Source organism: Oenococcus oeni DSM 20252 = AWRIB129, assembly GCF_000372485.1.
GTDB classification, from domain to species: Bacteria; Bacillota; Bacilli; order Lactobacillales; family Lactobacillaceae; genus Oenococcus; species Oenococcus oeni.
In genome coordinates this window covers 1-14,132 of record NZ_AQVA01000007.1, presented here as the reverse complement: position 1 = coordinate 14,132, position 14,132 = coordinate 1, and the positions used below count along the sequence as shown (strand labels likewise).

General features: G+C 35.9%; 13 protein-coding genes. 3 read left to right on the top strand and 10 right to left on the bottom strand.

The window, feature by feature from the left end; all coding sequences use genetic code 11:
• Positions 1 to 51: 51 nt before the first annotated feature.
• Both A3G9_RS0105640 and A3G9_RS0105630 read right to left on the bottom strand, forming a co-directional pair.
• Positions 52 to 294 carry a hypothetical protein gene (locus A3G9_RS0105640; RefSeq protein ID WP_002817958.1) on the bottom strand — a complete coding sequence of 81 codons (243 nt, stop codon included), beginning with the start codon at positions 292 to 294 and terminating at the stop codon, positions 52 to 54.
• A 557-nt stretch (positions 295 to 851) separates the two neighbouring features.
• The gene (locus A3G9_RS0105630) at positions 852 to 1,796 is read right to left on the bottom strand and encodes an aldo/keto reductase (RefSeq protein ID WP_002817960.1); all 945 of its coding nucleotides are present in this window, start codon (positions 1,794 to 1,796) and stop codon (positions 852 to 854) included.
• A gap of 628 nt (positions 1,797 to 2,424) precedes the next feature.
• On the opposite strand from A3G9_RS0105630, the gene murQ reads away from it, so the two are divergent.
• Positions 2,425 to 3,324 carry an N-acetylmuramic acid 6-phosphate etherase gene (gene murQ, locus A3G9_RS0105620; RefSeq protein ID WP_026163839.1) on the top strand — a complete coding sequence of 300 codons (900 nt, stop codon included), beginning with the start codon at positions 2,425 to 2,427 and terminating at the stop codon, positions 3,322 to 3,324.
• 25 nt (positions 3,325 to 3,349) lie between these two features.
• On the opposite strand, the gene A3G9_RS0105615 is transcribed toward murQ, so the two are convergent.
• The 3 genes from A3G9_RS0105615 to A3G9_RS0105605 all read right to left on the bottom strand — a co-directional run bounded on the left by A3G9_RS0105615 (position 3,350) and on the right by A3G9_RS0105605 (position 7,611).
• A complete protein-coding gene (locus tag A3G9_RS0105615) occupies positions 3,350 to 4,138 on the bottom strand; it encodes a sulfite exporter TauE/SafE family protein (protein ID WP_002821505.1) in 789 nt (262 codons plus the stop codon).
• A gap of 351 nt (positions 4,139 to 4,489) precedes the next feature.
• Positions 4,490 to 6,160, bottom strand: coding sequence for a glycoside hydrolase family 13 protein (locus A3G9_RS0105610; protein WP_002817968.1), 1,671 nt, complete (start codon positions 6,158 to 6,160; stop codon positions 4,490 to 4,492).
• Positions 6,161 to 6,195: 35 nt separating this feature from the next.
• Complete coding sequence (locus A3G9_RS0105605; RefSeq protein WP_002821507.1) at positions 6,196 to 7,611, bottom strand: SLC45 family MFS transporter; 1,416 nt, start codon at positions 7,609 to 7,611, stop codon at positions 6,196 to 6,198.
• Between the two features lie 188 nt (positions 7,612 to 7,799).
• On the opposite strand from A3G9_RS0105605, the gene A3G9_RS0105600 reads away from it, so the two are divergent.
• Positions 7,800 to 8,786, top strand: a complete 987-nt coding sequence (locus A3G9_RS0105600) for a LacI family DNA-binding transcriptional regulator (protein WP_002817971.1) — start codon at positions 7,800 to 7,802, stop codon at positions 8,784 to 8,786.
• Between the two features lie 245 nt (positions 8,787 to 9,031).
• Here A3G9_RS0105600 and A3G9_RS0105595 read toward each other — a convergent pair whose 3' ends face one another.
• Positions 9,032 to 9,364: a hypothetical protein gene (locus A3G9_RS0105595; protein ID WP_002817972.1), complete on the bottom strand. Its 333-nt coding sequence runs from the start codon at positions 9,362 to 9,364 to the stop codon at positions 9,032 to 9,034.
• 9 nt (positions 9,365 to 9,373) lie between these two features.
• Complete coding sequence (locus A3G9_RS0105590) at positions 9,374 to 10,165, bottom strand: SDR family NAD(P)-dependent oxidoreductase (RefSeq protein ID WP_002817974.1); 792 nt, start codon at positions 10,163 to 10,165, stop codon at positions 9,374 to 9,376.
• Positions 10,166 to 10,267: 102 nt separating this feature from the next.
• Between A3G9_RS0105590 and A3G9_RS0105585 the strand changes: the two genes are divergently transcribed.
• Positions 10,268 to 10,813 carry a TetR/AcrR family transcriptional regulator gene (locus A3G9_RS0105585; RefSeq protein WP_002817975.1) on the top strand — a complete coding sequence of 182 codons (546 nt, stop codon included), beginning with the start codon at positions 10,268 to 10,270 and terminating at the stop codon, positions 10,811 to 10,813.
• A 138-nt stretch (positions 10,814 to 10,951) separates the two neighbouring features.
• On the opposite strand, the gene A3G9_RS0105575 is transcribed toward A3G9_RS0105585, so the two are convergent.
• The 3 genes from A3G9_RS0105575 to A3G9_RS0105565 form a co-directional block, all read right to left on the bottom strand.
• Positions 10,952 to 11,548, bottom strand: coding sequence for a helix-turn-helix domain-containing protein (locus A3G9_RS0105575; RefSeq protein ID WP_002821508.1), 597 nt, complete (start codon positions 11,546 to 11,548; stop codon positions 10,952 to 10,954).
• 184 nt (positions 11,549 to 11,732) lie between these two features.
• Entirely contained in the window at positions 11,733 to 12,692 is a 960-nt protein-coding gene (locus A3G9_RS0105570) for a Gfo/Idh/MocA family protein (protein WP_002821509.1), read from the bottom strand.
• A 257-nt stretch (positions 12,693 to 12,949) separates the two neighbouring features.
• The coding region (locus A3G9_RS0105565; protein ID WP_018025257.1) for an MFS transporter at positions 12,950 to 14,132 on the bottom strand (1,183 nt) is incomplete at its 5' end.

The window sequence follows — 14,132 nt, the reverse complement described above, 5'->3', positions numbered from 1 at the left end:
TGAACAAAATAAGGCAGAATAATTCTGCCATAATTTAAACCTTTCTGAATTTTACCAAGCAGTACAGGCTCTTTTTCCGGCCCTTAATTTCTGCAAGATATAAACCCCGCCAAGCCCTACAATTGCTGAAACAATCAATGTAGTTCCTCCTGTAATTCCTGCTAGAGCAATTAAACGTCCAACGCTTAAGTTGGTACCACATCTAATTAACGCTGTATAAATTGCTGCGGCCGTTCCAGTTGAAATTCCAAATGTTCCAGTCAATAAAAAAAGACAAAAATTAATTTTTTTCATAATATCATCTTCAAATGATTAATAAGATTCATTTTCTAAATAAATGATTTAATTATTATAATCGAGAAATATATCATCATTAACGAATTTGCTAAATTAGCTATTTTTAACAGGTGTAACCGCTTAATATTTCCTATATTCATTTTTTAAAAAATTATTTCCAATTTTGGATAAAATTGGCTGAATCTAGGGCAATAAGAAAAGCTTTCGATTTTTGTCGGAAGCTTTTCAGAATTATTTATTTTCCTTTTAATTATTTGTATCTTTTATCAATTAAGAGCGCTACGATCCCCATCATTACGCCGGCAATCACAAGCAGGACACTGACGAATTTCGAATAAGGGACCTTAAATATATTTATTAAAGACAATATTAATAAAATCAAGATCAACAAAATTGAGATTGTTTGGACAAAGATAATTTTTTTCATGAATGCCTGTAACTACTCTTAATTTTAATGGAAATAAAAAACAGCAACAGTTCTTTAACCGTTTTATTTAATTATTTTCAGTGAAAGCCTTAATGATTTCGATAACTTGATCCGGGCCAGGCGATCCTCAAAATTCCTTAAAAGTATCATCGATCTGTTTGTATTCGCTGTCGCTTAATCTTACGTCAAGCGCCTTGGCGTTGCTTTCTACTTGAGAAGCTTTTTTCGCACCAGGAATAACAACGCTGATTTCTGGATTAGCAATGTACCAAGCAAGAATCGTTTGAGCAACTGTTGCGTCGTGGGAATCGGCGATTGATTTAATCGACGAGACCTTATCCACTATTTTGGCAAAGCGATCGCCCTTGAAGTCGGGGTTATCATGACGGATATCATCTTCAGGGAAGGTTACTGTCTTAGAATATTTTCCGGTTAAAAGGCCGGAGGCCAATGGGAAGAAGGGAACAAAGGAAATTTTGTGGTCATGCAGATAAGGGAATACATCTTTTTCTGCATCCCGATGCAGCAGGCTGTATTCGTTTTCAACGACATCAACATAGTTATCTTGGTTAGCTTCTTTTATTTGAGCTAACGAGAAGTTTGAAACACCGATTGCACGAATTTTTCCTGCTTTTTTAAGCTCGTTCAAAGTTGCTACAGCCTCGTTTTTTGGTGTTTTTTCATCTGGAAAATGAATGTAAAAAATATCAATATAATCGGTTTTTAAGCGCATCAAACTGTCGTCAACAGCCTTTTTTAAAAAGTCCGGGCTGTTATTAATGGTGACATCGCCAGTCGATGTGTCTTGAGCTGCCTTGCTGGCAATCACGATTTGATCGCGTTTATAATCTTTGATTGCTTGACCGATTAATTCTTCCGAGTGGCCCATGCCATAAGCAAAAGCCGTGTCAAGTAGTTTTATTCCATTATCAAGGCCTGTTTTGACAATTTCGACCCCGGTATTATCTTGTAAATTTGGAAATAAATTTGTTCCACCAACCGCATTGGTTCCAAGACCAAGTGGGGTTGAAACTACATCTGATTTTCCAATAACGACATTTTGCTTATCCATTTTTAGCTCCTTACTTTTTGTAATAACAATTACATTGTATTTCGAATCTAAGCAGAATACAAATTAAAAAAATTTACTTAATATTTTGTTTTTTGGATTAGTGGCGAAACAAATTAAATTTTTTTATTTGTTGCTGTTTTTGTTATTACTGGATTTTAATTTTTTCGATAATCTCTTTTTTGCCTTTTCGATTATTTCAACCGAGGCTGTTTTTATCTTTTTATTCTTCTTTTTCTTCATTTTTATTTCTCTTATCAATGTAAATTATACGAACTAATGTTCTAAACGATTGGAATAATTTATCAATTGGTAAAAATCGGTATATAAAACTTCACAAAAAATGTTTCTATGATAAAAAAGCAATTACTTTTTTAAGCCTATTGAGCAATATCTTTTATTTAAATAGAAATATAATTTAAAACGAAGCGATTTGATTATTAATGTTTTAGCTGCTTTTATTTTATAATTAAACTTGTGTTCTTAATTGAGCACAAGAATAAAATTAACTAATAACCGTCACTTCGCGCTACTTATTGGCGGTTTTTGTTTTGCTCGAAAGTTAAACAAAGCAATGATGGCTGTCTTCATATAAAAAATAATCTCAATTTATCCTTCACGGACTAAGGCAATACAAATGGATCTTTCAAAATTAACGACTGAAGCACGTAATAAAAGAACAATGAATTTAGACAGGATGACGATTCATGAATTCGCTACTATTATGAACCAGGAGGATCAAAGCGTTCCTTTGAGTGTTGCTAATTCATTGGCAACAATTGAAAATGCTATCGACAGTATTACCAAACATTTTAAACAAGGCGGACGTTTATTTTATATAGGAGCCGGAACCAGTGGACGTTTAGGCGTTTTGGATGCTGTTGAGTGCGTACCGACTTTTGGAATTGAAGCTGAGATGGTACAGGGATTAATTGCCGGTGGCCCTTCTGCAATGACGCTTGCTGTAGAGGGCGCTGAAGATGATGATAAACTCGCTTCTTCCGATCTTAAAAAACGTGCATTAACAGCCGCCGATGTGGTTGTCGGAATTGCTGCGAGTGGTCGCACTCCATATGTTATTGGCGGTTTAGATTATGCCGACAGTCTTGGAGCCGCAACCATCAGCCTGGCCTGTAATCAAAATTCCGAAATATCCAAACACGCGCAAATTGCTATCGAGGTCCCTGTTGGTCCGGAAATTTTAACTGGTTCAACCCGTCTAAAAGCAGGGACTGCTCAGAAACTGGTTTTAAACATGCTTTCAACCGGAGCCATGGTCGGCATCGGCAAAGTATATAAGAATCTTATGGTCGATGTGCGCCCCACTAATGAGAAGTTGCTGATTCGGAGTAAACGAATTATTTGTCAGGCAACTAATTGCGATGAAGCCACGGCTGCTGAAGTTTTTGAAAAAGCAGATCGAAATGTTAAATTAGCGATTGTTATGATTTTGACAAATCTTCCCAAAAAAGAGGCAAATGAGCAACTTAGAAAAGCTGATGGCTTTATTTCTAAAACAATTCCGGAATAAAAAAATTACGGAGATATCTTTTACCTTAATAAGCTTGAATGAAAAGACTGGCAGCTAATATAATTGCTCCCAAAGCTACAGCTGCTTTAATAATTTTTTCAGGAAACATTCTGACTATTTTTGGACCGATATATCCCCCTAAAAACAGGCCAGCACCCAAAGGAATTACCAGCAACCAATAAATGTGCGACCTAAAAGCGTATATTATCGTGGCAACTAAGTTAGAAAAACCTAGGGAAACATTTTTTAAAGCGTTATAAACAGGGAATCCTGATTTACTGGTAATTGAAAAAATTGCCAGCATAATGACTCCGGCGGCGGCTCCAAAATAACCACCATAAGCTCCAACCAGGAAAACAGCGATTACATAAGCTATTTTTTTCAAAATAACAGAATTTTTTCCATTTACTTTTTTTAATGTTTGATTCTCGATTTCTTTTCTTTCTTTATTGGCCGGAAACAACAATAATAAACCGGCAAATAAAATAAAGAAAGGCACAATATGAGTAAAAGACGATGCAGGCTCGATTAACAATATAAATGATCCGAAGATACTTCCGATTATCGTCAGCGGTAATATTTTTAAAAGTTCTTTTTTATGGTTTTTTAACTCCTTTTGGGAAGATGTACTGGAACCTAAACCAGTCAGGACTAAGGCGGCTGTATTAGTTACATTGGCAAAAACTGGCGGAACTCCAATTACTAATAAGGCTGGATAAGATACCAGCGAGGCTAAGCCGGTTACCGAACTTAAAATTCCCGCCAGGATTCCAGCTGGAAACAGAATCAACCATGAATTTAAATTTTCTAACAAATTAACACTCTACTCTCCAAGATTTTTGAAAATGATAAAAAAGATTTAGGGGCTTGATTTTTTAATTCATAATTTAATCGAAGCTCGACAAAGATTTAAGTGGAAAATTTCGGTACCCTCAAAAAGAAGGACCTCAGTTAATTTTATTATAGATCAATAAAGTTAGTGTTTGGAATTGGAGTTTGGCAAGAATGATTTTGATATTATCCGAACAATAAAGCAGCCGAATAAAAAATGAGCTCGGACTGTTTTTTTAGTAGCGGAACTCATTAATCATCAAACAAAAATTACATGACCAGAATTTATAGCAAATTCAAGATCAGTAAATTTTGTTTATATTCTGTATCTGCTTCATTTAAATAGATAAGCTTTCGCCTCATACGGTCTTAACTCGTTTACTTTATCATCTTCATAATTATCTATAAGCAAACTTGAAGCGTTCGATTGACCGTAATCGCGACTTACGATTTTATCGGTAAAATTGCTTATAAGTAACAAAGTTTTTCCTTCGTAATGACGACGATATGCGTATACTTGATCGTCATCGGGGTCTATTTCCTCGAAGCTTCCATATTTGATTATTTCATTATTGTGACGAAGCTTAATTAATTTTTGATAATAATAGAATACGGAATTTTTGTCAGCCAATGAATCCTCAACGTTAATTGATTTGTAATTAGGGTTAAGGGCAAACCATGGTTTTGCACTTGAGAATCCGGCATTGTTTTTATCGTTCCATTGCATTGGCGTACGGGCATTATCACGTGAAATATTTGCCAGATATTTTAGCATTGTTGGCCCATCGACAATTTTTTCTTGTTCGACCAACTCATGATAAAAATTAATAGATTCGATATCCTCGTATTGATTTAATTTTGTGAAGTGAGCATTTGTCATTCCAAGCTCCTCACCCTGATATACATAAGGAGTGCCCTGCATCAAGTGAAGAGTTGTAGCCAGCATTTTGGCCGATAGAACACGATACTTAGGATCGTCATTTCCAAAACGGGATACTGCCCGAGGTTGATCGTGATTGTTCCAGTAAAGGCTGTTCCATCCTTTGCCGTCAAGACCAGTTTGCCATCTGTTCAACGAGGCTTTTAATTCAGTCAGTTTAACAGGCTGGTCATTCCACTTTCCCAATCTAACATCCGGATTGGGACTTAAACCGACATGCTCAAACTGAAATACCATATTCAGTTCATGGCTGTTAAGGCCCGTGTATTTAATAGCGTCTTCAGTAGTTGATCCAGGCATTTCACCAACCGTTATAGTGTCATATTTGGACAATACTTCGCTGTTCATTTGACTCAAAAACTCATTTAGGCGATGCCCATCCGCTACGAAATCCATCGTCTTTCCTGCGGTGGCAGGTTCCGGAACATCAGGCAGACCCTTTGGTTTTGAAATAAGATTAATAACGTCCATTCTAAAACCATCAACCCCTTTATCGAGCCAAAAACGTTCTATATCAAAGACTGCTTGGCGAACATCCGGATTCTCCCAATTGAGATCCGGTTGACCGGTTGCAAACAAATGCAAATAATATTGTTTGCGTTCCGGAACATAAGTCCATGCTGAACCACCAAATGCGGCCAACCAATTATTAGGTTCGTGACCATCTACCGGATCTCTCCAAATATAAAAATCGGAAAACGGATTGTCTTTGGTTTTTTTACTTTCCTGGAACCAATGATGTTGATCGGAAGTATGGTTAACGACTAGATCCATCATAATTTTAAGGTTTAATTGGTGAGCTTTGTTAAGTAAATCATCAAAATCATTCATCGATCCGTACTCCGGGTTGATAGCTCGATAATTGGCAATATCATATCCGTTGTCTTTGTTGGGTGACTCATAAATCGGGTTTAACCAAATGACATCGGCACCTAGTTTTTTGATATAGTCAAGTCGTTTTGTAATCCCCGGCAGGTCGCCAATTCCATCGTTATCGCTATCCTGGAAACTCATTGGGTATACTTGATAAACTACTGTATCTTTAAACCATTGTTTTTTTGACATTTTAAATACCTTTCTAGAAATTAATATTACTTATTTTAAAATCTTGAATGAACAAATCTTACGCTGATAGCGCCTAAGACGAGAGAAGTCCCACCTACTAGGAACATTGCCGGCATTGATTGACCCATTAACGGAAAAAGCCAGAAGCTGGCAACTGAAGCACAAATTTGAGGCAAACAGATACTACAATTAAACAGGCCTAAATATGAACCTTCATGTTGACCGTTCAGTGCTTCAGTCAATAAAGAGAAGGGTTGGGTATTGATAACAAGGTAAGAAATTCCAATTAAGCAAAAAGGAATAATCATTAACCACTTATTGTGAATAAAATAAATCATAAAGTATCCGACGGCGCCGGCTAAGAGCCCAAATGAATACCAGAATTTTCGAGATGTTGGTTTGGTTCTGGCTTGGACTACAATTCCCCAAATCACGGCAGCGATAGACATTATACAAGTCAAAACTCCGTACCAGTTTCCGGCTGCTTGATACCCGGCAGAAGAAGCATTACTGGTGTGCCAAACATTAAGCGAAATAGCACCAGTCGCATATGTCCAGAGATACAGGATCGCAAACCAGGAAAAAAACTCGACAACCGAGGTTTCCCAAAAAGCTCTCGGAGCATCTTTTAATAATTTAACAAGACTTGGAGATTTCTTTTGAGCTTGTAAGTCGATTTCATGATACTGGGCATATGTTTTTGGATCATATTCGTGAACTTTTATAATTGTGAGTAAAGATGTGACCAGTAAAATTATGGCAGCGGAATAAAAAGCAATTTTGACTGTTAAGGGAACTTCACCCTTAGGCGCAGTATTGGAAATTCCAACCAACGTTAAAACAAAAGGAATTACAGCAGCCAAAACGCCACCTAAATTTGAAAATGATTGTTGCCAAGACCAGGCCAGATCTTTTTGATCTTCATTCACCATATCGCCAATAATCATTTTGAATGGCTGCATACAAATATTGGAAGTTAAATCCATAAATAATGTTGCTACAGCACCAAAACATAGTGCAGCTACGGATGCATATCCAAATCCAAATGATCCAGCGTTGGGCAACAAAATTAGAACAATTGCTGCGGCCGGAGCACCAATTAATAGATAAGGCATTCTTCGGCCAAATCGGTTCCAGGTTCTATCAGAATATTTTCCAATTAGAGGTTGAATCACCATGCCTGCAAGGGGCGGCAGAATAAAGAAAAAGCCTAAATTATTCGGATTGGCGCCAATTGTTTGAAATATTCTTCCTAATTGGGAAGATTGCAGAGAAAACGCCATGTTAATACCGAAGAAACCAAAGGTCATGGCAAAAATTGTTGATAATCGAAGTTTTGGAAGATGGTGTTTCTCTTCTTTGTCTGTATTTTTTATTAACGGTTTCTCTTTTTTATTTACTAAAGGGATGTCCGCAGAAATTTTTGAATCAGAAGCATGGCTCAAATTCATAAATTATTCTCCTTAAACTAAAATAATTTCTTTAAGTTTTTAAGTAAACGTTTACAAAAAAGAATATTAGCACATACAGTAAACGTTTACAATGGCTTTTTAACAAGATAGTAAACGTTTACTGTAAAAATAAAAAATACTCATAATGTTAGACTTTATTTATAAAGATATTCAAATGGGAGAGCTTAATGTCTGTGACAATTAAAGATGTCGCCAAAGCTGCCGGGGTCTCAACTGCAACGGTTTCACGAGTACTTTCTGGAAAAGATTTTTTTTATTCTGAAAAAACCGAAAAAAAAGTTAAAAAAGCTATTAGAGATTTAGGGTATAGAAAAAATACGGCTGCTGTTGAGTTAGTTACGATGAAAAGTAAAGTAATTGCCGTTATCCTTCCAGACACAAAAACAACTTTTTCAAATAGTATTATTGAAGGAATTCAAAATGAAGCCTTTAAAATTGATTTAAGCGTAATTATTTTATATATCGGAAATAATGATCGGGAGAAACAAAAAAGAGCCCTAACAACGGTGATTGAGAGATCAGTGAATGGTATCTTGTTGTTATCTTCTCAATTGGAAAAGGAAAATCAAGAATTATTAAACAGTTCTAATATTCCGTATGTATATGTTTCAATAGCAGTTCAAAGCGAGAATATTAGATTTATTGCTTCTGACGATTTTCAAATCGGCTATCAAGCGGCCAATTTTTTGATTAATAAAGGGCACAAAAAAATTGGTTTGGCGGCTTTGGAACCAAATACGTTTATTGGCCGCCAGCGAATAAACGGCTATCTTCGGGCTTTAAATGAACATTCTCTTCCTTCTAATGAAAATTGGATATTTTCCGGTAATTATTCATATGACGATGGTGTTCAGGCAATGAAATATTATGGTTCCGATACTGAATTAACAGCAATTATCGGAGCAAGCGATTTAGTTGCAATCGGGATTATTAATCAAGCGAAAAAGATCGGTTTCAAGGTACCGCAGCAGCTTTCTGTCATGAGCATTGATGGGACCGATGCTGTGAATATTGTTGACCCCAATTTAACGAGTGTTACTCAGTCTTTTTATACAATGGGAGTTGAGAGCATGAAGATGTTGTTGAACCCCGAATTAAAATCCAAATATACAGAAACAAAAATTGAAGAACGTCAAAGTACAGGGAATATTTGATCTTTAAGAAAGCTATTATTTATTTATCTTTTTCAGTCCTAAGAAGTGTTTAAGGCAAAAACTGGTGACGAAAGTTGAGACTCTAAAAATCGCTCCTGTAAATTAATACATAAGCGACTTGCCGTATTCCTATCCTGATTTGTTTCTTCGCTTTCGTCAATAAACAAGTGGGCGGTCTGCGGTTAGCAGTGACTCTCTGGACGTTCCCGGAAAAACGCATGTTAGAAAAATCGTTTAAAAATGGATTAGTTGGGTAATATTCTAATCGATAAAATATGGTTATCGCTAATTTTAAATTCCATTGGTCCGGTGCCATTAAAACCGTTTCCGTTTACCTTTATTTGAACCATCCAATTATTAACAGCTGTTTCATGACTATCTAATATCTGGAAGCGGGATTTTTTACCAATATTTTCATTTTTGTTCCATTCTGAAATTGAATCACGACCTTTAAAAATACGTCCCCAATCATTTAAAATCGCTTCTTCGGCGAACAAATTGATAAAATCTTTTGAGTTTTCGGAATTAGTATATTCAACAAATTGATTAATTACTTGTGGCAAATCAGTATTATTCATTATAAAACCTCACTTTAATCCATCAGGAAAATACATTGGAATCATCATAGTTGCCATTTCTCTTTCGTTTTTATCAGGATCGGTTTGGCCCATCTTTCTCATCTCTTTTGCCATACCTGCATTAATGCGGATTGAATTTTCTTCAATTCCTTGAATGGCTTCATTTATTAAGTCAGATAGTTTTATATTAAGTGGTGTATTTTGTGAATTAACATCTTTTTCGAGATTTGTTTCAGCTACCAGCGGAGGTACTAATTCCACTATATGAATATGGTCTTCGCCGGCAAAGTGTAATTGTTCCCTCAAAGCGTCAGTAAACATATGTACGCCTGCTTTAGTAGCTGAATATATTGGATGTGCTGCCGAACTAAGATTGGCTAATCCGGAACTTATATTAACGATCATCGATTCTGCTTGTTTACGTAAAATCGGCAGAAATATTTTGTCAATATTTATTGTTCCAATCAAGTTTGTTTGGATCTCAGCTTGAAGTTTTTGAGAAGTTGTTTTTTCATCAAGCAAATTATAATGTCTCATAATACCAGCTGAATTAATAACAATATCGATGTTTTTAAATTCTGAAATTGTCTGCTTGTAAAATCGCTCTACGCTCTCCTGGTCGCTCACATCTACTTGGTAACCACTGATATTCTTATTATCTTTAACTACTTCAGTGATTTTTTCTTTTGAACGACTGCCAATAATTATCTGATTGTCGATAGCCGCCAATTTCTTGGCAAAAGCTAATCCAATCCCCGAAGTTCCGCCCGTCACAACAATTTTTTTATTTTTTAATTCCATTGTAAAGTGCTCCTTATTAGGTTACAATTTCTAATAAATGTAACTAAAAAGGAGTATAAACAAGTAGGTTACAAAAGTCAAATTATGTAACTTAAAGACAAAATGAATAAATTATCTAAAAAAAACATCCTGGATGAAGCAACACAATTAATAAAGCAAAAGGGCATCGATTCGGTTTCTTTGACCGATATTGCCAGAGTACTTGGTACAAGCCATGCAGCTTTATACAAATATTTTCCAAACAAAAATGCTCTTTTAAGTGCATTAGCTCAGGAATGGCTTGATGCGTTGTTAATCAAATTATTTCCTTTCAACAAAAGCCCTTATAACACTAAAGCAGACATTGTTCATGATTGGTTGTGGACTCTGTTTACTCAAAAAATATTGGCCTATCAGAAGGATCCAGAAATGTTTAAGCTATATACGGAGTACATTGATTCCAATCCTAAATTATTACAAGAACATATGAATGCATTAATAAATAGTTTATTGGCAGCAACAGGATGGGAAAATAGAGATAAAGCTCTTGCCGTTATTGAAGCCTTTATTCTCTTTTCAGCTCCTAAACTGGCTTTCTTATGGAACGAGCAATCCGAACAACAGTTTGAAAATATATGGGCATTAGTTGCTGAAAGTTTAAATGATTAAGACCTTATCGATAATATCTTGAACCTTTATAGAATTAATTTGTTTCAAAGCACGAGTTTGATTAGGCATATGCCTCAGTTTTCCAAAATAGCTATTTACTTTACTATTAAACAAAGTCATTTTATTTCGGTTCCATTATCAAAAAATCATTGGCATGAACGCTATTACGATAATAACTAATAAAATAATCCAGATTGCCAATCCGATCGGACTTTGCGGATTTATCGTCAAGCCAATCCCAAAACTTTTAGGAATCAGAATCGGTGCTTGTTTACTAATTGGCCCTGGATAGGCCAGATGATAATGCCACAAAGCAGCAATCATAATATACATAATCAGGATAGACATCAGGCCGCTCATAAGATGACCATTCAAAATGTTTCTATCACCAAAAAAGTTCAATAAGACCGGAACCAGGATTAAGATTATGATTACAGCGGCCAAAGAGATATCGAGCACTCTTAATTTCTTTTGTTTTCTAAGATCCTGCGAATCTTCCTGAACTTTTTTCATAACCTTTTTGTCTCCTTTAATCAATACATCTAAAGACAGGTCGTATATTTTGCTTAGTTCAACCAAGGTATCCAGATCCGGATAATTTTTACCTTTTTCCCAGTTCGATAAGGCTTGGCGGCTGACATACAAAAGTTCGGCTACTTGATCTTGAGTCATGCCCAATTCTCTTCTTTTACTGGAGATAATTTCACTGAATACCATAAACCCTTCTTTCAGCATCATTCTATCCAGTCAAACAGATGATTGCCAGCAAGGATTTATTGCGTTAAAAAACATCCAACTAGATACTCCTTCTTTGTATATTCGATTCAATTAATTACAAAAAAATGCGCAAAAATCCAGTTTATTCTTTTGATCCATTTTAATTAAAGCGTCCCCAAGTTGGAATATCACACAACCACTATCAAACAGCTAATTCTGGGATTTGATTTTTGATTTTCTCAATGATTAGCGCACAGTTGACCGAATCGCTGATTGGCATATTATTGCTTTCGGTCTTATTTTTGCCATAACACTGAATCACATGAGCGATTTCGCCATGAAAATCATCTTGTTCATAAGCTATATGATAATTTTTTGTCCCACTGGATGTCTTTACGATAAAGGATTCGGCTCGATGAAAATTTTTGATTTCTATTTGACCTTTTTCTCCTTTGATCGTAGCTTCGGTTTGTTTGTTCCGGTCAAAGGCACACTCAATGGTCGCCGAAAGGTTTGGGAACAGAAGCTTTGCCTTGGTATATGATTCAACACCGCTGATATCCATTTTGTTCTCCAGCACTTCGACCTTAGGCAGCGTTTTGGCAAAGTCTTCGGTCAGGGCAACATTATAAATTCCAATATCTAACAAACAGCCGCCTTGAATTGGCTGGAAATGATAAGTTGCTGTTTTTTTAGATATTTCCCGACAAAAGGAGCTGTCGATACTGATTATTTTGCCGATTTCGCCATTGTTAATGATTGTTTTTATCTCTTGATATGCTGGTGTAAAACGGCTTTTCATTGCTTCCATAAAGAAAATATTTTTTGCTTCTGCTAATTTTTGAACCGATTTCATCTGCTCGGCGTTGAGCGTGGCAGGTTTTTCGCAGAGCACAGCTTTTCCTTTTTTAAGGGCCTTCGATATCCATAAATAGTGAAAACCATGAGGTACAGCGATATAAACAATATCGATATCTTTATTGGACAAGAGCTCATCATAATCATCGTAGATTAATTGGCAGGGATGCTTTCTTTGGAAGGCAGCTGCTTTTTCAATTCCACGACAAGCAACGGCATATAAATTAGCATCCTTAAAATGGCTCAAACTGTCTGCGAAGCGGTTGGCAATATTGCCAGCGCCGATAATTCCGAAATTTATCATAAATTGCCTCTTTGGTCGCTTTTATTTTTTGACAATTGATCTCCTTCCGAGATGGCTCTTTTTGCTCAGAATGGATCGAGTTCTTATAGTGACCTACCTGCCTCTAATTATATTTCTAATCCATTATCGATAGTGCAGCATAGAATGTCGAAATATATAAAGAACGATTATCGTAAAGTTGCTTTTTGAATATTTGAATTGAGGAAAAACTAAGAAAATATATCATTGAATGAAAACTAGGAATTATTTATGAAATTTTATATCATATTAAATTTATGGGTTGACAGTTTTCCGATTCGTTCGAGAATTAGTGTCAAAACCAGAGCAATTAGAACGTAAAGCGACCCAATAGGTGCGATTTTATTTAAACTGAAGTATTCAGTTACAATTCCACCGGTAGCCGATCCTAAAGCAATCCCGAAATTAGCAAAAATGGAATTAAGCGATGAGGCTAATATCAAAGATTGCGGGTAATCGGCTTCAGCAACCGTTAGAAAAAAGATTTGGATTGGTGAATTTAGCAGATACATACTAACTCCTAAAAGCATAACAACAATCATTCCAATAAAGGGAACGACTGCTAGAAAAGGAAACAGTACTAGTAACAGGAATTGACCTATGTATATTTCCGGCATTTTTTTCAGACCGGAACTACTTGAAATTTTTCCGCTTAGTTGATTACTAATTAATGCCATGAGGCCATACAAAAATAATGTTAATGTTAAAAAATTTTCTTTAACAAGTAAGATATGAGAAAGAATCGGTTGCAGGTAAGTATAGAAAACATAAATTCCCGCTAAATTGAACATTGGTAAAAACATGCCAATCTGAATTCTCCTGTCACCAAAAATTCGTAGTTGTTCTTTGAAGTTTTTGCTGGCCTGTTGATGAATATTTTTAGGAAGAAGCAGAATCGAAAAGAATAGAATAATAATGCTGACTAAGATAATTGCATAAAAAGAATATCGCCAACCATAATTTTTACTGATCCAGGTTCCAAAAGGGACTCCGAAAACCGAAGCGATGCTAAAACCGGAAAAGACCCACGAAACTAGCCAACCTCTCTTTTTAATTGGTGCAATAAAGTTGGCAAAAGCCAAAGCAACAGCGATACAGGCCCCGGAACTGGTTGCCGTTATAAGTCGAGAGACGGCCAGAATTATGTAGCTATTGGCAACGGCTGTCAGCAAGTTTCCGACGATAAAAATCGATAACAAAATCAAAAGAGCCTTATAAAGACTTTTTTTACCAATTGCCAGTGTGATTAAAGGCGTGCTAATGGCGTAGACTAAAGCGAAGCCTGTGACCAGATAACCCACCTGACTAATTCCAATTTGAAATTGCTTGGCCAAATTGTCCAGAATACCGACAATAATGTATTCGCTGCAGCCAAGAACAAAAGCAATGGCAATTAAAACCATACTTTGCAATTTAAAAAGT

What these genes read in the sequence shown, in the direction of transcription:
- A3G9_RS0105640 (WP_002817958.1), bottom strand. Translation starts at nt 294, where the DNA reads ATGAAAAAAATTAATTTTTGTCTTTTTTTATTGACTGGAACATTTGGA.
- A3G9_RS0105630 (WP_002817960.1), bottom strand. Translation starts at nt 1,796, where the DNA reads ATGGATAAGCAAAATGTCGTTATTGGAAAATCAGATGTAGTTTCAACC.
- A3G9_RS0105610 (WP_002817968.1), bottom strand. Translation starts at nt 6,160, where the DNA reads ATGTCAAAAAAACAATGGTTTAAAGATACAGTAGTTTATCAAGTATAC.
- A3G9_RS0105605 (WP_002821507.1), bottom strand. Translation starts at nt 7,611, where the DNA reads ATGAATTTGAGCCATGCTTCTGATTCAAAAATTTCTGCGGACATCCCT.
- A3G9_RS0105600 (WP_002817971.1), top strand. Translation starts at nt 7,800, where the DNA reads ATGTCTGTGACAATTAAAGATGTCGCCAAAGCTGCCGGGGTCTCAACT.
- A3G9_RS0105595 (WP_002817972.1), bottom strand. Translation starts at nt 9,364, where the DNA reads ATGAATAATACTGATTTGCCACAAGTAATTAATCAATTTGTTGAATAT.
- A3G9_RS0105590 (WP_002817974.1), bottom strand. Translation starts at nt 10,165, where the DNA reads ATGGAATTAAAAAATAAAAAAATTGTTGTGACGGGCGGAACTTCGGGG.
- A3G9_RS0105585 (WP_002817975.1), top strand. Translation starts at nt 10,268, where the DNA reads ATGAATAAATTATCTAAAAAAAACATCCTGGATGAAGCAACACAATTA.
- A3G9_RS0105575 (WP_002821508.1), bottom strand. Translation starts at nt 11,548, where the DNA reads ATGCTGAAAGAAGGGTTTATGGTATTCAGTGAAATTATCTCCAGTAAA.
- A3G9_RS0105570 (WP_002821509.1), bottom strand. Translation starts at nt 12,692, where the DNA reads ATGATAAATTTCGGAATTATCGGCGCTGGCAATATTGCCAACCGCTTC.